The organism is Ralstonia pickettii (genome assembly GCF_001699815.1).
Lineage (GTDB): Bacteria > Pseudomonadota > Gammaproteobacteria > Burkholderiales > Burkholderiaceae > Ralstonia > Ralstonia thomasii.
In genome coordinates this window covers 1-19,765 of sequence record NZ_MCGB01000113.1, presented here as the reverse complement: position 1 = coordinate 19,765, position 19,765 = coordinate 1, and the positions used below count along the sequence as shown (strand labels likewise).

The 19,765-nt window shown below is 62.3% G+C and carries 17 protein-coding genes and 1 pseudogene; 14 read left to right on the top strand and 4 right to left on the bottom strand.

The window, feature by feature from the left end; all coding sequences use genetic code 11:
• Nucleotides 1-80 precede the first annotated feature (80 nt).
• From BEK68_RS25315 to BEK68_RS23955, 11 genes and pseudogenes are all read left to right on the top strand, one after another.
• Nucleotides 81-515, top strand: a complete 435-nt coding sequence (locus tag BEK68_RS25315; protein WP_249262963.1) for a hypothetical protein — start codon at nucleotides 81-83, stop codon at nucleotides 513-515.
• Between the two features lie 298 nt (nucleotides 516-813).
• Nucleotides 814-1,899 (top strand): efflux RND transporter periplasmic adaptor subunit, encoded by a 1,086-nt coding sequence (locus BEK68_RS23995; protein ID WP_012430384.1) that lies wholly within the window; start codon nucleotides 814-816, stop codon nucleotides 1,897-1,899.
• A complete protein-coding gene (locus BEK68_RS23990) occupies nucleotides 1,899-5,012 on the top strand; it encodes an efflux RND transporter permease subunit (RefSeq protein ID WP_012430383.1) in 3,114 nt (1,037 codons plus the stop codon). The genes BEK68_RS23995 and BEK68_RS23990 overlap by 1 nt, the downstream gene beginning before the upstream one ends.
• Complete coding sequence (locus BEK68_RS23985; RefSeq protein ID WP_012430382.1) at nucleotides 5,009-6,265, top strand: TolC family protein; 1,257 nt, start codon at nucleotides 5,009-5,011, stop codon at nucleotides 6,263-6,265. The genes BEK68_RS23990 and BEK68_RS23985 overlap by 4 nt, the downstream gene beginning before the upstream one ends.
• Before the next feature lie 45 nt (nucleotides 6,266-6,310).
• Nucleotides 6,311-6,835, top strand: coding sequence for a cytochrome b (locus tag BEK68_RS23980; protein WP_015855743.1), 525 nt, complete (start codon nucleotides 6,311-6,313; stop codon nucleotides 6,833-6,835).
• Between the two features lie 35 nt (nucleotides 6,836-6,870).
• Nucleotides 6,871-9,161: pseudogene (locus tag BEK68_RS23975) on the top strand (heavy metal translocating P-type ATPase).
• A 5-nt stretch (nucleotides 9,162-9,166) separates the two neighbouring features.
• Entirely contained in the window at nucleotides 9,167-9,811 is a 645-nt protein-coding gene (locus tag BEK68_RS23970) for a hypothetical protein (RefSeq protein WP_012430379.1), read from the top strand.
• Between the two features lie 233 nt (nucleotides 9,812-10,044).
• Nucleotides 10,045-10,335 carry a hypothetical protein gene (locus BEK68_RS25310; protein ID WP_012430378.1) on the top strand — a complete coding sequence of 97 codons (291 nt, stop codon included), beginning with the start codon at nucleotides 10,045-10,047 and terminating at the stop codon, nucleotides 10,333-10,335.
• Nucleotides 10,336-10,349: 14 nt separating this feature from the next.
• Nucleotides 10,350-11,054, top strand: coding sequence for an ABC transporter ATP-binding protein (locus BEK68_RS23965; RefSeq protein ID WP_009277617.1), 705 nt, complete (start codon nucleotides 10,350-10,352; stop codon nucleotides 11,052-11,054).
• Nucleotides 11,048-13,417: an ABC transporter permease gene (locus BEK68_RS23960; RefSeq protein ID WP_012430377.1), complete on the top strand. Its 2,370-nt coding sequence runs from the start codon at nucleotides 11,048-11,050 to the stop codon at nucleotides 13,415-13,417. Before BEK68_RS23965 ends, BEK68_RS23960 begins: the two co-directional genes overlap by 7 nt.
• Complete coding sequence (locus BEK68_RS23955) at nucleotides 13,414-14,589, top strand: efflux RND transporter periplasmic adaptor subunit (protein WP_012430376.1); 1,176 nt, start codon at nucleotides 13,414-13,416, stop codon at nucleotides 14,587-14,589. Before BEK68_RS23960 ends, BEK68_RS23955 begins: the two co-directional genes overlap by 4 nt.
• 122 nt (nucleotides 14,590-14,711) lie before the next feature.
• Here BEK68_RS23955 and BEK68_RS23950 read toward each other — a convergent pair whose 3' ends face one another.
• The 3 genes from BEK68_RS23950 to BEK68_RS23940 form a co-directional block, all read right to left on the bottom strand.
• Nucleotides 14,712-15,182 (bottom strand): hypothetical protein, encoded by a 471-nt coding sequence (locus tag BEK68_RS23950; protein ID WP_012430374.1) that lies wholly within the window; start codon nucleotides 15,180-15,182, stop codon nucleotides 14,712-14,714.
• Between the two features lie 269 nt (nucleotides 15,183-15,451).
• Nucleotides 15,452-16,120, bottom strand: a complete 669-nt coding sequence (locus BEK68_RS23945) for a hypothetical protein (RefSeq protein ID WP_220485503.1) — start codon at nucleotides 16,118-16,120, stop codon at nucleotides 15,452-15,454.
• A 14-nt stretch (nucleotides 16,121-16,134) separates the two neighbouring features.
• Nucleotides 16,135-16,716, bottom strand: a complete 582-nt coding sequence (locus BEK68_RS23940; protein ID WP_004634138.1) for a hypothetical protein — start codon at nucleotides 16,714-16,716, stop codon at nucleotides 16,135-16,137.
• Between the two features lie 506 nt (nucleotides 16,717-17,222).
• Here BEK68_RS23940 and BEK68_RS23935 point away from each other — a divergent pair.
• The 3 genes from BEK68_RS23935 to BEK68_RS23925 all read left to right on the top strand — a co-directional run bounded on the left by BEK68_RS23935 (nucleotide 17,223) and on the right by BEK68_RS23925 (nucleotide 19,310).
• Nucleotides 17,223-17,807: a fasciclin domain-containing protein gene (locus BEK68_RS23935; protein WP_004634140.1), complete on the top strand. Its 585-nt coding sequence runs from the start codon at nucleotides 17,223-17,225 to the stop codon at nucleotides 17,805-17,807.
• A 64-nt stretch (nucleotides 17,808-17,871) separates the two neighbouring features.
• Complete coding sequence (locus tag BEK68_RS23930) at nucleotides 17,872-18,582, top strand: sigma-70 family RNA polymerase sigma factor (RefSeq protein ID WP_004634143.1); 711 nt, start codon at nucleotides 17,872-17,874, stop codon at nucleotides 18,580-18,582.
• A complete protein-coding gene (locus BEK68_RS23925) occupies nucleotides 18,579-19,310 on the top strand; it encodes an anti-sigma factor (protein ID WP_012430371.1) in 732 nt (243 codons plus the stop codon). The genes BEK68_RS23930 and BEK68_RS23925 overlap by 4 nt, the downstream gene beginning before the upstream one ends.
• Nucleotides 19,311-19,460: 150 nt before the next feature.
• On the opposite strand, the gene BEK68_RS23920 is transcribed toward BEK68_RS23925, so the two are convergent.
• Nucleotides 19,461-19,765 (bottom strand): 4Fe-4S dicluster domain-containing protein (locus tag BEK68_RS23920; RefSeq protein WP_139111379.1); only part of this gene is annotated, 305 nt, incomplete at its 5' end.

Sequence of the window (19,765 nt, the reverse complement as noted above, 5' to 3'; positions counted from 1 at the left end):
CCTGGTGCCGCCAAACGAAAGGCACATTGCGTTACAATTCGCACATGTCACGTGCGACCGCAAGCCTCTCGCTCCGGGCAATGCTGTTGTTGACCATCGTGTTGATGCAGCTGCTAAGCCCGCTTCTGCACGGCCATCTCGGAACACCGAAACAATCTGGCCTGCACGTGCACACCACGCTTCCTGCCGCGGTTGATTCTCATTTCCAATCCGTATCGTTTGCTCACCGTCCTCCCGCTATTGCGGAGGTCGCACCCCGTCTTCATGACTGGGCATTGACGAGCCAGGAACCCTTCGAGGTGGATGTCGAGCCTGCCATTGGCCCGGCAGACCTTGCCGCATTTCTTTGGGCAGCGGCCGCCGCCGGCGTATCCGCGCTGACGTTCCTTCTCCTTGCGGCGCTTGCCGGCGCCGCTGTATTACGTCCCGCCTGTCGGCCAGCGCCTGTTCGAGCGCGCTGGCGCGATCGCATCAATCGGCCACCTCCGGCCCAAGCTCCCCCGCTGAAGTTCTGATCCGTACCCGGTTGACGGCCGGCGTGCGCGTTGCTCCGTGACTTGTTGACTTGCAACAAGCCTCTCGTGTCTGCATTGGCGATGATGAATGTGTCAAAAGCGCTGTCTTTTGCTGCATTGCGCACGCCTAACGCTACGCGGCGGTAGCAACTCCGCTTTCCATGGGCCATCCACCGTAAGAGTTTGTCGTTCGCGTCGCATGGAAATGCTGAGCGACGGTTGATCTTGAGCTCGCTCGCGTATGCGCGGCAATCAGAGGTGGCGTCCGTGGCGTCGCCTCCGAGGATTGGAGTCAGGCATGTCTTTCAAACGAATCGTCGCGGCCAGTGCGTGTATTGCGCTGATCGCGTTTCCCCTTGAGCAGGCCGCTGCCCAAGCAGGCGCCCAAGTGGTGCCGCTATCGGCTGAGCAGGCGCGCTCCCTCGGCGTGCGCTTCAGCCCAGTCGCCGCTGCTTCAGGGCTGGAGGTCGGCACGCATGCGCGTGTCGTTCTCAAGCCGGATGCGCAATATGTGGTGGCCGCCCCATACGGGGGCATGGTGCCCCGGGTGTTGGTGTCGGTCGGGCAAACCGTCCGGGCGGGCCAGCCGCTGGCCGGTTTTTTGAGCCCGCAGCTCTTCGAAACCAGCCGCGCACTGACGGAAGCCAACTCGCAGGCGCGGCTCGCGCAGCAATCGCTCGCACGCGACAAGGCGCTGTATGACGACGGCATCATCGCTGCAAGCCGTTGGCAGGCAACGCAGGCGAGGGCCGCTGAAGCCGGCGCCATGGTCAAGGCGAGGCGGGCAGAGCTGGCCTCCGCGGGCATCGCATTCAGCGGCCCGGTTGGTGAGGCGCAATTGGTTGCCAGCCGTGGCGGTGTGGTGTCCGAAGTCAACGCCGTTCCGGGGGCGCGCGTAGAAGCGGCGGCACCCCTTTTCAGGATCGTTGACCCGGCCGCTCTGGAACTGGACCTGCTCGTCGGCCGCGATATACCGGTGCCGGCCACAGGTGACCGCGTCGAGGTCGCGCAACGCGGCGCGGGGGGCTCGGTCATTGGTGTTGCGCCCTCCGGTGATGGCACTGCAGGCGTGCGTGTGCGCGCATCGCTGGAGCGGCGTGGAGACCTGCGTGCCGGGGAGAGCGTCAATGTCACGCTCAAGCTGCGCGGCCAGGCCGATGCAAGCGCCTCTGGCCTGCTGCGGGTTCCTGTGGCCGCGTTGGTCTACGTGCGGGGCGTGCCAGGCGTGTTCGTCGCGACCGATAAGGGCTTCCGCTTCCAGGATGTCACCGTCGCCAGTACAGACGACGCCATCGCCATCATCCGTGCCAACTTGCCAGCCGGTACGCGCGTAGCGGTGACAGGTGTCGGTGCGCTCAAGGGCTTGCTGGCGGGAGAGCAGTGATGTTGCCCCGCCTGATTGAGTTTTCGTTGCGCCAGCGCGTGCTGGTGCTGATCGCGGCCGGTGTGCTGGCTGCCGCCGGCGTCTGGGCGTATCTGAACCTGCCGATCGACGCGTTTCCCGATATCTCGCCGACACAGGTCAAGGTTGTGCTGAAGGTGCCGGGCATGACGCCTGAGGAGGTCGAGCAGCGGGTCTCGACGCCGATCGAACAGGAGCTGCTCGGCCTGCCGCACAAGACGATCGTGCGCTCGGTGTCCAAATACGGCATCAGCGATGTGACCGTCGATTTTGAAGAGGGGGTGGACGTCTACTGGGCGCGCCAGCAGGTATCAGAGCGTCTGGCCGGCTTGGCGCGCGATCTGCCGTCGACGGCTGTGGGCGGCCTGGCGCCCATCACCACGCCGCTGGGCGAGATGTTCATGTTCACGGTGGAGGGCGATGGCTATTCCTTGGCCGAGCGGCGCCGCGTGCTGGACTGGGTGATCCGGCCAGCGCTGCGCACCGTGGGGGGTGTGGCCGACGTCAACGCCCTCGGCGGCGAGGTGCGCAGCTATGAGGTGACACCGGACCCGGCGCGGTTGCGCGCACGCGCTATCACCCTTGACCAATTGCGCCAGGCGCTGGACGCCAACAACCGCAACGACGGAGCAGGGCGGCTGGATCGCGGCGACGAGCATTGGGTCGTGCGTGTAGAAGGCGGCGTGCGCGGGCTGGATGATCTGCGTGCGATTGTCGTGGTGCCGGCACAGGGCCTATCTTCCGCGCCTGCGGTCACGGTCGGCGATGTGGCAACCGTGCGGCTGGGCGAGGCGACCCGCAACGGCGCTGTCAGCAAAGACGGCAACGGCGAAGCGGTTGAAGGACTGGTGCTGGGCCTGCGCGGCAGCGATGCCCGCAAGCTGGTCGAGGCGGTACAGGCGCGGCTCGATGCGCTCGGCCCGCAGTTGCCAAAGGGCATGTCGACCCACGTCTTCTACAACCGCGGCGAGCTGGTCACCCGTGCGGCCAATACCGTGGTTCGCGCGTTGATTGAAGCCAGCGTGCTGGTCGTCATTACGCTGTATTTGTTCCTGGGTGGGGTGCGGGCAGCCCTGGTCGTGGCGGCCACTCTGCCGCTGTCGATGCTGGCGACCTTTCTCCTGATGCGCTATGTGGGTCTGACGGCCAACCTGATGAGCCTTGGCGGGCTCGCCATTGCACTGGGCATGCTCGTCGATGCGGCCGTCGTCGTGGTCGAGAACATCGAGACGGCCATGGCGCGCGCGCAAGACCACAAGACAGATCCGGCGCTGCGCGGTGCGGTCATCCGCCATGCAGTGGCAACGGTAGCGGTACCCATGCTGTCGGGCGTGTCGATCATTGCCATCGTGTTTCTGCCGCTGCTGTCATTGCAAGGGTTGGAGGGCAAGCTCTTCGGGCCGGTGGCGCTGACCATCGTGCTGGCGCTGGCCTCGTCCGTGGTGATTGCCTTTACGGTGGTCCCGGCCCTCGCTTCCTTGCTCTTGCTTTCACATGCGGATGAACCGCCCTGGCTGATGCGGAAGGTCGCGAGCGGTTTCGCGCGAATCCAGGCATGGACGACAACGCATCGCCGCACGGTGTTCGGGCTGGCCGGGGCAGCATTGGCGCTGGCCGTGGTGTTGTACATGTCGGTCGGCAAGACCTTCATGCCGACGATGGACGAGGGCGATCTGATCGTGCAGTTGCAGAAGGCCCCGTCTGTTTCGCTCGCGGCGTCGCTCGACATGGATCAACGTGTGCAGCAGGCGCTCCTCAAGGAGGTGCCGGAAATACGCTCGATCGTCGCGCGCTCGGGTTCGGATGATCTTGGGCTGGACCCGATGGGCCTGAACGAAACCGACACCTTCCTGGTGCTCAAGCCCAAGGATCAGTGGCGCGGTAGCAAGGAAGACATCGCGGTAGCCATCCGGCGCGTCATGGAGCGCTTCCCGGGCGTGATCTACGGCTTCACGCAGCCCATTGAGATGCGTGTCTCAGAGATGCTGACCGGCACACGCGGCGACGTTGCCATCAAGCTCTTCGGCAGCGACCTTGCCGCCATCGATGCAGCGGCGCAGGCCATCGCTGCCAAGGTCCGCACCATCCCGGGTGCGGCAGAGGTGATTGCGCCCAACAACAGCGGCGTGCAGTACCTGAAGGTGTCGCTGGACCGGGCGGCCGTCGGTCAGGCTGGCTTCTCCGGCGACGCGCTGCAGGCGCAACTGCGGGCGCTGATCGAGGGCGACCGGATTGGCGTGGTGCCCGAGGGCATCGTCCGCACGCCGTTGATCTTGCGTGGCGGAGCAGGCTTGCGGCAGGCACCCGAAAATCTGACCAGCCTTCTGGTGACGGCACCCGACGGAAAAGCATGGCCGCTCACCTCTCTGGCGCATATCGAGCGCGTGGATGGGCCTGTGCGCATCAACCATGAAGACGGCGCCCGGTTTGCCGTGATCCAGGCCAATGTCGATGGTCGGGACCTGGCCGGCTTCGTGCAAGAAGCCCAGGCAGCAGTCGGCGGCATTGGCACGTTGCCAAAAGGATTGCGCGTCGTGTGGGGCGGCCAGTTTGAGAACCAGCAACGCGCCGCAGCGCGCCTTGCGCTGGTTGTTCCATTGGCCCTGGGCGCAATCTTCCTCTTGCTGATATTGACGTTTCGCTCGGTGCGGCAGGCCGTGCTGGTGGTCGCCAACATTCCGTTCGCGCTCGTGGGCGGCATTGCTGCGTTGCGGATATCGGGTGAATACCTATCGGTGCCCGCCTCCGTGGGCTTCATCGCGTTGCTCGGGATCGCGGTGCTCAACGGCGTGGTGCTGGTCTCCCACTTCAACACGCTGCTGGAGTCCGGCCTGGGCATGGCGCAAGCCGTACGCGCCGGCGTGCGAGACCGCCTGCGGCCCGTCCTGATGACGGCCTGCATTACCGCGCTGGGGATGATTCCGCTGCTGCTGGCCAGCGGGCCAGGGTCAGAAATTCAGCGGCCGCTGGCGATCGTCGTGTCAGGTGGGCTGATCTCTTCGACTGCGCTGACGCTGCTTCTTCTGCCCCTGCTGTTTGAACGCTTTGGGTTGCCTCGGCCGCGTGCGGCTGCGGGGCAAGGAGATTCACAATGAGGTTGGATCTGTTTCGCATCGTATTGGCGGGGGCGGGCACGCTGGTGCTTTGGACGGCCGTAGCGCAAGCGCAAGGTTCGTCGAGCCATCTGCCATCCGAGAACGCCGTGCGCGAGGCCGTCGCGCTGTCGCCCGATGTGCTCGCGGCAGAGGCCCGCCGCGATGCCGTACTGGCCCGGGCTGAAGGCGTCCGCGCCGGCACGGCGGAAACCGTGGTGCGTGCGATTGGCCAACGCCGCCAGGTGCGCGACCCTTCCGAGCGCCATGCCGAAGGGCAGATCACTGTGGAGCGGCCCTTACGGCTATGGGGCAAAGCGCAAGCCGATGCGCAGCTCGCCGACGCGGCCGCCGAGGCGGGCCAGCTTGCCGTCAAGGACGCACGCCATGAGGCATCGCGCCAGGTTCTGACTCTGTGGTTTGGTGCCGTACGAGCAGGCCAGGCACGCCTGGCCGCGCTGGAAAATGCCAAGGCAGCTGCCGATCTGGCGGCGCTGACTGCCCGCAGGGTTCAAATGGGCGATGCCTCACGCCTGGATGCCGAACTGGCCGCAGCTGATCGCGCGCGCACGCAAGCCATGCTGGCGACAGCCGCGGCAGCGGAACAGACTGCGCAGGCGGAGTTGCAAGCCCGGTTTCCAGGGCTGGGCCATCCCGCGTTCGGCGCCGATACCGCGCTACCCCCGTTGCCGCAAGATCCACCAGATCGATTACGTACGCAGTACATCCAGGACAGTCACGAATACCGGCTTGCCATGGCAGAAGAGGCGCAGGCGCAGCAGATGGCCAAGCGCGCCGATCTGGAGCGTCGAGCCGACCCGACCGTCGGCATGTTTGTTACGGTGGAGCGCGGCGGTGCCGAACGCATCATGGGTGTGAGCGTTGCCATGCCGATCGGTTCTGCGCATCGTCGCTCAACGGCGGTGGCGGCCGCTGCCGATGCAGAAACGGCGGCACGGCGCAGGCTGGGTGCCGAGCGACGGCTCGGTGCCGAATTCGATGTGCTCTATGGCAACTTGCAAGGCAAGCGGGCGAGCGCGCAAGCGCAGATGGAAGCGGCTACGCTGCAAAAAAGCGCTTCCGACCGGGCAATGCGCGCGTATCGCGCAGGGGAGTCGGGCCTGACTGAGCTATTGGCCGCGCGCCGTAGTCTGGCCGAGGCCCAACTGGCCGAGAGGCTCGCCCGCGTCGACCTGCTGGAGGCAGACAGCCGTCTCCAGCTCGATCTGCATCGGATGTGGGACTTCGACGATTGATCTGCTGCCGCTTGACCTCTTACTCAACACATCCTGGATAACGCTATGCAATCCGAACTGAAATACTCCTTCACCATGCGCGCGCTCCATTGGCTGGTGGTCCTGGCGGTGTTGATCGCCGTCGTGGCCATCGAAATCATGGATTTCTTCCCGAAAGGCAGTGCCGAGCGCGCAGCGCTATTCATCATTCACCAGACGGCGGGGCTTTCCTTGCTCGCTTTGATGGTGTTGCGCCTGTTGGCCCGGGTGGCCACGCAGGCCCCGCCTCCCGTTCCGGGCACACCGCTGATGCAGCTTGCAGCACGACTTACGCATGGCGCGCTCTATGCACTGATGGTTGGGATGCCCGTTCTGGGCCTGTTGGCACTGGCCTGGGGTGGCAAGCCGATCCAACCGTTCGGGCTGGATCTGCCGCTGGCGGTTGCACAAGACAAGACGTTGGCGCACTTGGCCAAGGAGGTGCATGAGTCGGGCGCCACGCTGGTCTATATCGCGGTGGGACTGCATGCCGCCGCGGCGCTCTGGCATGAATTCATCCTGAAGGATCGGCTGCTGCGCCGCATGATCTAGCGCACATGAAAACTGCGCCGACAAGAGGCTCAATGATGCACTCCACGCGCTTGCTCGCCAACGTAGCATTGCTTGCCGTGTCGGCGCTGACTCTGGCGGCCGGGTTGTGGGCACGGTACCTCGGTGCCGATGTCCTGGCGTGGCAACTCTGGCTGATTGGTGTCGTTCCAAACTGGCTAACCCTGGTCGTCACGATTGTTCGGTCACTGATGCGACGGCAGGCCGGCGTGGATGTTCTGGCAGTGATATCGATCAGCTTTGCGCTCCTGTCCGGCGAGGTGCTGGTCGCAGCGGTCATTGCGTTGATGCTCGCGACGGGGCGCACATTGGAAGACTTCGCGCAAGCGCGTGCGCAGCGCGAGATGACCGCGTTGCTCGGCCATGCACCCAAGCGGGCCAATCGCTTCGCCGACGGGCAGTGGCACCAAGTCAGTCTGGAGAAGGTGCAAGCGGGTGACCGGTTGCTGGTGCGGCACGGTGAAGTCGTGCCGGTGGATGGCACCTTGTCCGGGCCTGCCGATCTCGATGAATCCACGTTGACAGGAGAATCGCTCACCCGCCATCGTTTGACGCAGATGCCATTTGCAGCGGCGTGCTGAATGTGGGCGCCGCTTTCGAGATGATCGCGAGTGCATCCGCCGAAAAGAGCACGTTTGCAGGCGTTGTCCGGCTAGTCAGTGCGGCGCAGTCCGAGCGCAGTCCTTCCGTAAGGCTGGCTGACCGGTACGCCTTTGCCTTTGGGGGCGTCGCCGTTCTCCTCGCTGGGACAAGCTGGATTCTCACGGGTGATTCGGCGCGTTGTCTTGCCGTGCTTGTCGTGGCTACGCCGTGTCCGCTTATCCTGGCAGTGCCCGTCGCCATCGTTTCAGGGCTGTCGCGTTGTGCCAAGCGAGGCGTGCTGGTCAAAGGCGGCGGCGCGCTCGAGCGGCTGGCGTTGGCCGACACGCTGTTCTTCGATAAAACTGGCACGCTCACCAGCGGATTTGCACGACTGGTCGATGTTGAATGCGCACCGCACTACGCGTCCGATGTTGTGCTGGGCCTGGCCGGATCAATCGCACAGGCATCGAATCACGTCACGGCAGAAGCCGTCGCCAAGGCTGCGCGCGAACAGGGTGCAAAGCTGCGACTGCCGAGTGGGGTTGTCGAGAGTCCGGGCGCTGGCGTTTGCGGCCGCGTTGACGGGCATGTCGTCTCCATCGGCTCATTGCCTTATGTCTTGGGCTCATCCGCCGAGCCGTCCTGGGTGGAAGCGTTCGCCAAGCGCGTGAGCTATGCCGGTGCGTCGGCTGTCTTTGTCGGCGTCAATGGTGAACTCGTGGGCGCATTGCAGTTGATTGACCGCGTTCGCCTTGAGGCGCCTCGTGCGCTCCGACTCCTGCGTCGAGAGGGCATCAAACGGCAAGCGATGTTGACCGGGGATCGGGCAGATGTTGCCGAATCGGTTGGATCCATGTTGGGGGTGACGGAGGTCCATGCGGCCCTGTCGCCAGCGGCCAAGCTCGCGGTGATTCGGGGCGCCCGCGCCGACGGCAAGGTGATCATGGTCGGTGATGGCGTCAACGATGCACCTGCGCTCGCCGCGGCGGACATTGGCGTGGCAATGGGTGCGCGGGGCGCTGCGGCCTCTTCGGAAGCTGCAGACATTGTCTTGTTGGTGGACCGCTTGGATCGGCTCGTTGACGCGGTCCGGATAGCGCACCGTACACGCAGCGTGGCACTGCAGAGCGTGATGATTGGCATGTCTCTGTCGCTCGCAGCCATGGTTGTCGCAGCGCTGGGCCATCTACCACCGTTGGCGGGCGCCATGCTGCAGGAGCTCATCGATGTATTGGCGATCGCCAGCGCGTTGAGAGCGCTGTTGCCCACGCCAGATGAAGCGACCCGTTCACTCGTCTGCGCAGACGTCGAGCGCCTCAAGGCTGAACACGCGGAGCTGGAGCCCATTCTGAGCCGGATCCGCATGGTCGCAGACTCACTGCCCCATATGGGAGGCAGTGCCGCAAAAGGCGCGCTGCTATCGCTCAACCAGTCCTTGGCTGACGTCCTGGTGCCACATGAGCGCCGAGACGATACCCAGCTCTATCCGGACGTCGCCCGCCTGCTCGGAGGAGACGACCCGATGGCGGCAATGAGCGCCATGCATCGCGAGATATTCCGCGTGACGAACCTGTTGGGCCGGATCGTGGCGGATGTTTCCGCCGACGGCCCCGATGCCGCTGTGACGCAAGAGCTGCAACGCTTGCTGTATGGGCTCGATGCCATTCTGCGGCTGCATTGCGCACAAGAAGACGAACTGTTCCATGTGCTCGGAGGAGAGGCTTGATCGTCATGACAAACCTGCTCGCATTGTTCGCGACCATCCTGCTGCTGAACGTGATGCCGGCCTTCGCACCGCCCACATGGATGGTGATGTCATGGGTGGGCTTCTCACGGCCTGATGCCAACCCGGTGCTTCTTGCGGGCATTGCCGCTTGCGCAGCAACCCTCGGCCGCCTGGTTCTGGCGCGGCTATCCTGCACGCTCGTACGCAACCGCTGGATGCGCGAGGCGGATCGTCAGAACATCGACGTTGTACGTGCCTGGCTGGAAGACCGCAAAGGTATGACGGTCGGGCTGATGCTCGCGTATGCCTTCAGCCCGTTCCCATCCAACTACATCTTCATAGCCTACGGCTTGACTGGGATGCGGCTTTGGTTGATCGGCCTGCCGTTCTTCGTTGGCCGCTGGATAAGCTACCTGACCTGGACGCGCATTGCCCAGATTGGTGCCCGTTATCTGGATGTGGAAACGGAGATCGACGGGGCGTATATGGGTGTGTACTTCGTCGTGTCGCAGGTCGTGTTTCTGGCGCTCGTCTATGGGTTTGCCAAACTGGATTGGCAGCACTTGCTGCAAACGAAGCACCTGCGATGGCGGCGACGGGAATCGATTGCATCTTCCGCCAAAGACACACGGACAAAGGTGCAGCGCTGAGCAGGGTGCATTGGCAACGAGCCTGAGACGTATTGCCGACACGCTGGGCCCGCAGGGATCGCGCCCGCAGTGGTTGAGGTACGTCAACGCCTTGCGGGCGAATACAAGTAGCCTGAAAGAACCAGTGCGTTGCCCCTCTCTTCTTCGCCCGGCAAACCATGCCAAGACATGGGCGGCAGAGCTTGATCAGTCAGGCATGCACTACGACCCCGAGCGCCTTGCAGGAGATCGATATGTCGGCCTGGGCAATTGAACAGCACCGTGGCTGCTCCATTCATATTCTGGTGGTCGTTGGGCGTTGCGATGGATTCAAGTACGCCTACACCGGCTTTGTCTGCTCGCCAAAACAAGCCGCGTTGGAGTACCCGAAACTGGAGCGTTTCCACCACGTCTCTCCGGATTTTGATTCTGTGGATGTTGCCATTGCGGCAGGCATGCAGGTGGGGAGGGCGATTGCAGAACGCTGGACGTCGCATTCAGCGCAGCACCAAACATCTGAGCGGCCCACTCGCCCGCCCTCCTAGCAGACCGGTGTGTCGTGGAAACGGTGTTCAATATTCAGGCCGTCAGCAAGGTCTACCCAATGGGGAGCGTGAGCGTGCGCGCTCTGGAACACGTCGACCTGGAACTCGGGCCGGGTGAAATCGTTGTGCTGCTCGGGGCGTCGGGTAGCGGAAAATCCACGCTACTCAACCTGATGGGCGGGCTGGATACACCAACGAGCGGTTCCATCGTGTATCGGGACCACGATCTTTCCCACGCGGGAGACCGGGGCCTGACGCGTTTCCGACGGGAACATGTTGGATTCGTCTTTCAGTTCTACAACCTGATTCCAAGCCTGACTGCCCGCGAGAACGTCGCACTGGTGACGGACATCGCGGAGCATCCGCTGGATCCCACTGAGGCTCTGAACAGGGTCGGGATCGGGACGCTTGCGGATAACTTTCCCTCACAGATGTCGGGTGGTGAGCAGCAACGCGTTGCCATCGCCCGCGCGGTCGCAAAACGGCCAGATGTCCTTCTGTGCGATGAGCCGACCGGCGCACTGGATTTTCGGACCGGGCAACTGGTGCTGGAGGTGCTCGAACAGGTGAACCGCGAGTTCGGCACCCTGATCGTGATCGTCACGCACAACGCCGTCATCGCCGACATGGCGGATCGTGTCGTTCGTATGAGCAGCGGCACCATTGTCGAGCACCGCCGAAACGGGCAGCGTGCCCGAGTCGGAGACCTGGCATGGTGAGCATGCTTGTCCGGCTACTCTGGCGAGACCTCTGGCAAATGCGGGCGCAGGTCTTGGCGGCAGTCCTCGTTGTCGGATGTGGTGTCGCCACGTTTGTTGCGATGCGCAGCACCTATCTGGCTTTGTTGAACGCCCAGCAGGACTACTACGCGTCATACCGTTTTGCCGATCTCTTCGTGCATCTGAAGCGCGCACCACTGGAGATTGCCTCGCGCGTTGCTGCATTGCCTGGAGTGTCACATGTGGACGCACGCGTAGTGTCAGATGTCACGGTCGACATACCCGGCCTTTCCGAGCCAGCCACGGCGCGCCTCGTTTCCATCCCGGAGCTCGGTTGGCCCGCGCTCAACCTGCTGCATCTTCAAAGCGGCCGATACATTGCGCCGGGCAGAGAGGATGAGGTGTTGGTCAGCGCGGCCTTCGCAGATGCCAACAGCCTGCGAGCGGGCGAGTACTTCAGCGCCATCCTGAACGGCCGCTGGAAGCGCCTGCACATTGTTGGTCTTGCAATCTCGCCGGAGTATGTCTACGAGGCAGGCGCGGGCTCCATCTTCCCGGACAACCGCCATTACGGCATAGTCTGGATGGGAGTGAATGCGGTTTCGGCAGCGTTCCGCATGGATGGCGCTTTCAATGATCTCGTGCTGTCTCTCGATGGCAGCGTGCCCGCGCCGCACGTCATCGCGCAAATCGATCGAACGTTGTTGCCGTACGGCGGACTTGGAACAATCAGCCGCGATCACCAAATATCGAATCGGTTCATTACCGACGAGATCGCACAGAACCGCGTGACTGCCACCTATGTGCCAGCCATCTTTTTTCTGGTCGCAATGTTTCTGCTGCAGAACGTCCTGACCCGACTGATCGATACACAGCGCTCACAGATCGGCTTGATGAAGGCGTTTGGATACGGTGACCTTTCAGTCGGTTTGCATTACCTGCAGCTCGGATGCGTCGTTGCTGCGGCAGGCACCGTTGTCGGTATTGGAGGGGGATTGGCGTTAGGGACATATCTAACCGACCTCTACGCCCGGTACTACCGGCTGGCCCACCTCGAGTTTCGCGCCGATTTTTCGACGATGGCCTGGGCGTTCTTCATTAGCTTTGGAACGGCGGTTGGCGGTGCCATCGCGAGCACTGCGAAAGCCATGAGATTGATGCCCGTCGAGGCGCTTCGCGCGGTCGTTCCGCCAGCGTTTTCAGTGGGCTGGGTAGAGCGGGCGGGCATCTACCGGCAAATGAGCGTGGTGTGGCGAATGATTGCGCGCAATATCGCGCGCCAGCCCGTCAAGTCGCTCCTTGGTTCTTTGGCCATTGCGTGCGCAAGCGCGATTCTTGTCGTCGGCGGGTTTTTCTTCGATTCAATCGATTTCCTTTTCGATACCCAATTCCAGCAAATCGAGCGGCAGGATGTGACGGTGGCCTTTTCTCAACCCTTATCCCACCGAGCCATCTACGCAATAGAGCGTCTGCCCGGCGTGCTGAAGGTCGAGGGGTTCCGCGATGTACCGGTCAAGCTATCCGCGGGGTATCGGTCTCGGCGCGTCTCGCTGAGTGGGATCGCTCAGAAGGCGGATCTGCACAGGCTAATTGATGATGAGGGCAGACCGTTGCATATGCCCCCGGACGGCTTGGTGGTTTCGGCCCGACTCGCCGCCGTGCTTGGCATAAGACCTGGTGATCCGATCACGATCGAAGTGCTTGAAGGAGAGCGTCAAACCAGGCAAGTCACCTTGATGCGGCTGTCCGGAGATCTGGTGGGCGTCGCGGCCTACATGGACCAGCATGCACTGGCAAAGCTGCTTGGGGAGAGTGGAAACTGGTCAGGTGCGAGGCTGTCCGTCGATCAGCATGCGGCTGCCCATCTGTATGCGACGCTCAAGCGTCTGCCAGCGGTGAATGCAGTGGCGGTTCGCCAGTCCGTCATCGCCAGCTTCCGCAAGATCATGGACGAGAGCGTTCGTCTGTCCACGTCCATCAACTTCGCCTTTGCCTGTGTGATCGCGTTTGGTGTGGCGTTCAACGGCATGCGCATCGCTTACTCGGAACGTGTTCAACAGTTGGCTTCCCTGCGCGTACTCGGGTTCACGCAGGCCGAAGTCGCGTGGATTCTGCTCGGGGAGCAGTTTGTGCTCACCGCCATTGCGCTGCCAGCCGGACTTCTGCTCGGCTACGGCGTGTGCGGTCTCCTCTCTACTCGGCTGGCAACCGACTTGTACCGCCTTCCGCTCGTGGTTCACGCCGCGACCTTCGCTTACGCATTCGTTGTAGCCGGTGGCGCGGTCGTGTGTTCGGGGCTGCTGGTGGCGGCCAAGATCAGACGGTTGGATATCGTCGCAGTGCTCAAGGCAAGAGAATCATGAAGCGTGGTGGCCTGCGAAAGACGCTCGCACTTGCAAGTGCTGCGCTGGCGCTGGCATTGGCGCTCACGTACGCACTCTGGCCGGTACCTGCGGCCGTGGACACAGGGCGTGTCACCCGTGGGCCGCTTCAAGTCACGATCGATGAAGACGGCGAAATCCGTGCGCATGATCGTTACGTCATCACTGCGCCCATCACAGGCCGACTGCTTCGCGTTGAACTGCATGAAGGCGATCAGATTAAGGCAGGGCAGGTGATCGCCGTTCTGGTGCCGGTGCCGATGACTCCGGGAGAACGAGCTGCCCAACGCGCACGTGTTGATGCGGCAGAGGCAATTTTCAGTGAGGCCCAGGCGCGGGCCGCGCATGCGCGGGCAGACTACGACCAAGCGCGCCGAAACTTGGACCGGGGCGAAACGCTTTTGAGCAGCGGTGCCATGTCCAGGCAGGAAGTGGAGCAGATGCGGACCATGGCTGCCTCAAGTGCCAGCGATCTGACAGCAGCACGCGCAAGAGAAACGTCCGCCGCCGCCGACGTTCGTGTCGCCATGGCAAATTTGAAGGCGTTGGAAGCCGGGCAACCCGTTGAAGTTCGTGCCCCGACCAATACCGTTCTGTTGCGCATCGAGCAACAAAGTGAGCGCGTGGTGCTTGCAGGCGCGGCCTTGATGCTTCTGGCCGACCCATCGCGCTACGAACTCGTCGTCGACGTGCTATCGACCGATGCGGTCAAGATCAGTCCGGGCATGCGCGTATCGGTAGTGGAGTGGGGCGGTCCGTGGGCCGTCAACGCCACGGTCCGGACAGTAGGTCCAGGGGCGTTTACCAAGGTGTCGGCGCTCGGGGTTGAAGAACAGCGCGTCCATATTGTGGCGGATCTTGTCGACCCGCCAGGCAGGTTGAATGATGGGTACCGCGTACAAGGCCGCATCGTCATCTGGGAACAACCCGACGTACTGAAGCTGCCGATTGGCGCGTTATTCCGCTGCGGCGGTAACTGGTGCACGTTTATCGTTAAGAACGGAAAAGCTGTACAGCGAATCATTCAGATCGGACAGCGCAACGCGGAGGAAGCCCAGGTGCTCGATGGGCTTCAGGACCACGACACCGTGGTCGTCTATCCTCCGACCACGCTCAGTGACAGCATGAGCGTGCGCCCCCTGAACGCCCGCTGATTGCACGGAGGCTAGATGCTCACGCGGCGCAGACGCAGCGCATTGGATACCGCCGAAACCGAACTCACGCTCATCGCGAGCGTCGCGGTCATGGGAGACAGCAGCAAGCTGGCCTGCCGAATCTACTTCTGCATCATGCCGCCCGTACCCGGACCCATTCCGCGGCCCATGCCCATGCCCATTCCCGTGCCCTGATCGTCCATCATCATTTGCATCATCTCCTGCATCACGGCGGTGTTCCGTTCCATCATGCCCCGACACGTGGCCATCTGAGTGGCTTGGCCTCTTCTTGTCGCCGGTTGCCTGTCGCCCATCTGTCGCATGCCGGCCATCATGTCTTGCATGACCCTCATGCGCTCGTTCATCAGCGCCTGTCGTTCTTCTGGGGTATCGGCACGTGCCATGCGTTCCCTGATGGCGCGCAGATGGGCAATCTGCGCGTCAAAGTCTGCATTGCCTTGCTGCACAGTCGTCGCGGCTGGCGACGATGCCTTCTTCTCCTTGGATGGGCCGGCGGCGGGCGCAGCACAACTCCACGCGAGCAGTAGCGCGGTCGAGGCGGTTGCGATGAGGGTACGTCGACTGTTTGCCATGATGAGCGACCTTGCGTGTGATGTGCGGCGGATACCCGCACTGTCTGCCAATGTAGAGGCTCGCCACAATCGGCCATTGATGCATGTCAAGCGCTGCGGCTTGGTCTGTGGAGGAGGGAGGTTGGGGCAGGTGGCGTGGATTCGGCGGGGACCATACAAAGGTCGCACAAGCCCGGCTGATGCGCTGTTCAGCCGTTCATGCGCACGCAGTTACTTAAGTGGAGGCCGGCGAATTTGCCGGCCCCAAGGTATTGCAGAGTCAATTCAAATCAAAGGCGAGACGACATGTACTGTTCCCGGACCGCCAGCCCGGCGTAAGGCAGGTTGCTCGCGGTGACGATTGCCACGTAGTCGGAAAATCGCCACTGCAAACGTGCGGTCTGCAGTGGCGATCCGCCCAGTACCGCTGGCGATGCATCACCCATTGTCGACGTTGGCACACCGAGCACATCTCGCAGCGCATAACTAGCGCCGTCCCAGGCGGCGGTTGTGTCGTTGGCGCTCATACCCCGCCGGTAGACGTCCACACCGATCAGATGGCCATTTGGACCGAAGCTGAGCCATAACTCGCTGACGGGCGGACCGGCAAGACCGAGCTTATTGGCGTCGACGCCGCGACAACGAAGATAGCTGTAGCCGTGCTTGACATCTTCACAGGCTATGCGATTTTCGTGTGCCCACTGGCGGGCCTCCTCGGGGGTCGTGGCATCCAGTACGAACCCGCCGGGGACGGGGCGAGCTGGCGCGAGCTTCACAGCCCGAAGGTGCGCTAGTCCGCTGGCGCGCAGCGCGCTGACTTGCTCCGCAGTGGTGTTGTCGACGGGGCACGGAACGCCAAGCATCGCGAGCACAGGACGAGCCGCCTTCAAGTGCATTGCACCGACCAGACCGATTGCAACCGTAAAGGCTGCAATGCTGGGCAGTGCGTAGCGGCGCAACCCGCTTCGCGGGCTCACTTGCAGTTCTGGGCGGTGTTAGGGCCCAGATACTGAGGCATGGTCGACACGATGGTCGACTTGAGGCCGGTGAGCACGGGTGCTACGCGAGAGATGTAGCCATCCGGAACGCCATCGGTCTTCATGACAGCGGCGGCATCGGTGATGAACTGATCGAACACACAGCCAGGGATGCCAACGTCAGAGTGTGCAGTGGCCATGTCGTCACACATCACGGTAGTGCCGTCCGCCGCGACTTGCCCCGGGTAGCTGAAGGGGCCGCCAAACAGCGCTTTGAACTGGAGGTTCAGGCAGGCTTTGAGACGTCCGACCGTATCGTGTCCCGGCTTACCGATGTTTGCGAAGTACGGTGCTTCTTTGGGGTCCGCAAGCAGTCCGGACACCGCATCGTCGACCACCTTTGAAATGGCGGCCGGTGCGCTGGCATCTCCACCAAGCCCGGCCCACATGTCGGCGTTTTGGGGAAATTGTGCTGTCGACGCCGTTGATGCCATCGCCATGGGCGTGTCATCGCCCCCTCCGCATGCACTCAAGGTTGCGGTAGTCAAGGTCAAAACCAGTAGCAGTGCTCGCTTCATGGGTCAATCTCCTTTGGCAGGGTATGGATCGGGCACTGCGCGGTTTATCTCAAGGGCTGCGCAGCGCTGTTTTGATATACGTCTGCCAGGCGATTTCGGATGCAGAATGGATCAAGCCAGCACCCCATTCATGCGCTCCACGCGTTCCAGGCGTGACCCTTGGCCACACGTCGATCCGGCTCTAGCGGCAGCGACCAACACAGACCCCGCTGTTCTGCCAGCGTGCGGCCGATCCGACATCAGCACGGTAGCCGGCGTTCATGTAGCGTCCCCCTCCAGTTCGGCGAGCATAGCCGCGATCAACAACCCCAATCTGCGACCGCACGACGCTCTGAGCGTCGGCAACCATCGGCTCGGAGGATATCGACGATCTTTCTGATGCAAAGCCAACTCAATTCTGTGAACTGCCAATGCGTTGTCGCACGATCTGTTTATGCATCCGATAGCCGGTTGGGCTCGTATATCGGTTGCTTCCACATTGCGAAGCGCCACGATAGAGGTCAACGATGAAACGGTATCAACTCGCAGGGTTGTCTGGTGTTCTGGTTTCTTTCGCAATCATTTCTGGCGGCTATGCGTCCGTAGCGGCGGCCGCAATGGGCGATAGCGAAGCGACCACCATGGTGGGCGGCGCTCCGATGTATCCGTCCAAGAACATTATTCAAAATGCGGTCAATTCGAAGGATCACACCACGCTTGTTGCTGCCGTGAAGGCAGGCGGCTTGGTCGATACGCTGTCCGGGGCAGGCCCATTCACCGTATTTGCACCGACCAACGAAGCCTTTGCGGCGCTGCCCGCCGGTACGGTCGATAAGTTGCTCAAGCCTGAAAGCAAGCCGACCTTGGTCAAGGTGTTGACCTATCACGTGGTGCCCGGCCGGCTCACAGCACAAGACCTGATGAAGGCCGTCGCCGATGGCGGCGGCAAGGCGATGCTCAAAACCGTCGAAGGTGATCCGCTCACCGTCATGCAGAAGGGCGACCATCTGACCGTCACCGACGACAAGGGCGGGGTCGCCATGGTCACTATCGGCAATGTGTACCAGTCGAACGGCGTGATTCACGTCGTGGACAAGGTATTGATGCCGTAATCCTTCCCGTGAAGCGCGGGGGCGCGTGCCCTCGCGCGCTCGGACTATGACGAGAGGAAAGGCAATGTCATCCCAACTTCGCTACGCTCAAGACGTTCGTTGCGGGAACAACGCCGGTGGTATACCTTTGCCACATCCCGTCATGGGCAACCGAGGCACGCGAAATCATATGCACGTTGTCGGAGCATCTTTGCCCGAAGCCGAGGGCACGATATCAGCGCGCCAGGAAGCCGTTCGGGAACGGCTCGTTGAGTTGCTCAAGCAAACTGGCGAAGGAAGTAAATCAGCGTTCGCAGAGCTCTACACGCTAACTTCTCCCAAACTCTATTCGTTGGCGTACGGAATCCTGCGCAGCTCAGGTGAAGCCGAAGACGTGCTGCAGGATATCTATGTCGCCATCTGGCAACGCGCCGACCAATTCGATCCTCATCGGGGGACCGCCATGACATGGCTGATCTCGCTGGCGAGGAACAAGTCGATCGATCGTCTTCGGCAATCGCGCGAGACCACCGGTGATGAGGCGGACTGGGGCCAGATCGTCGATGAACGGGCAACGCCATCAGAAGTGGCGGACATGAGCCAGGAGCATCGACGCCTGGAGAGTTGCATTCGCAAGCTGGAGGGTCGCCAGCGTGGTGTGATCGTGGAAGCGTTCTATACAGGGGCGACTTACGCTGAACTCGCAGCGCGTCTGAGCGTGCCGGTCGGTACGATGAAAAGTTGGGTGCGACGCAGCCTGCTGCAACTGAAGATGTGTCTGGAGCAGCAGTCATGACGCCAGATCGTGATCTGGAATGCGCTGAATACGTTCTCGGTTTGTTGGACACCGAGGAGCGCAGCGCCGTGGAGCGTGCACTGCATGAAGATGCAGCCCTACAGGCAGCAGTCGATGCTTGGGAGTCTCGTCTTTCTCCCCTTGGTGAAGCCGTCACTTCCAGGCAACCACCTGCGCGCGTGTGGAGGCGAATCGAGGCCGATCTGGGGCTTGTAGAGCGAACTGGCGCGCCTACGACTCTGCCAGCAGGGGCACAGATGCGGCGTTTTTGGAACAGCATTCGGTTCTGGCGCACGTTGGCGCTTGCAACGACGTTTGCAATGGTTGCTGTCGTCGCGGTGAATCTTTTCCTCGCAGCGCCCACTGAGGCGCCGTCTGGTTTGAAGTCAGCTTATGCTGCGGCGGCGATTGCAGATGACGATGGCGTGCCGCATTGGACCGCGACCGTCGATAAAGCAAAGCGCGAGATCATCGTCGTGCCGGCTGTCGCATTTCAGGTCTCGGACAGCGCTTCGACTGAGCTCTGGCTGATTCCAGAAAATAGCAAACCGATCTCGTTGGGAGTCTTCCCCTCCAATCGCTCAACTTCAATTGTGTTGTCGAAGGAAAATGCCGCCAAACTCAATGCCCGTTCAGCTTTGGCTGTTTCGGTAGAGCCCAAAGGAGGCTCTCCGACGGGCCAAGCGACGGGTCCTGTGGTGGGCAAGGGCGCGATGCATGAGACGTAATGAGATCGTCTATCTCTGCGTGAGTAACTTCATTGCTGCAGCTCAGCTCGACACTGTTTGAAGTGCCGAGCAACGTCGCAGTCATGTAGCCTCCCTTCGCGCTACTGTCGCATTTACGCCTATACAAGGCCGCCGTGAGCGCCGGCCTCCTTACACCGCGCGGCGCACCATCAATTCCTTGATCTTGCCGATGGCCTTGGTCGGGTTCAGCCCCTTCGGGCACACATCGACGCAATTCATGATGGTGTGGCAGCGGAACAGGCGGTACGGATCTTCCAGATTGTCCAGACGTTCGCTGGTGGCCTGGTCGCGGCTGTCGGCGATGAAACGATATGCCTGCAGCAGACCGGCCGGGCCGACGAACTTGTCCGGGTTCCACCAGAACGACGGGCACGACGTCGAGCAGCTCGCGCACAGAATGCACTCGTACAGGCCGTCAAGCTCTTCGCGCTCTT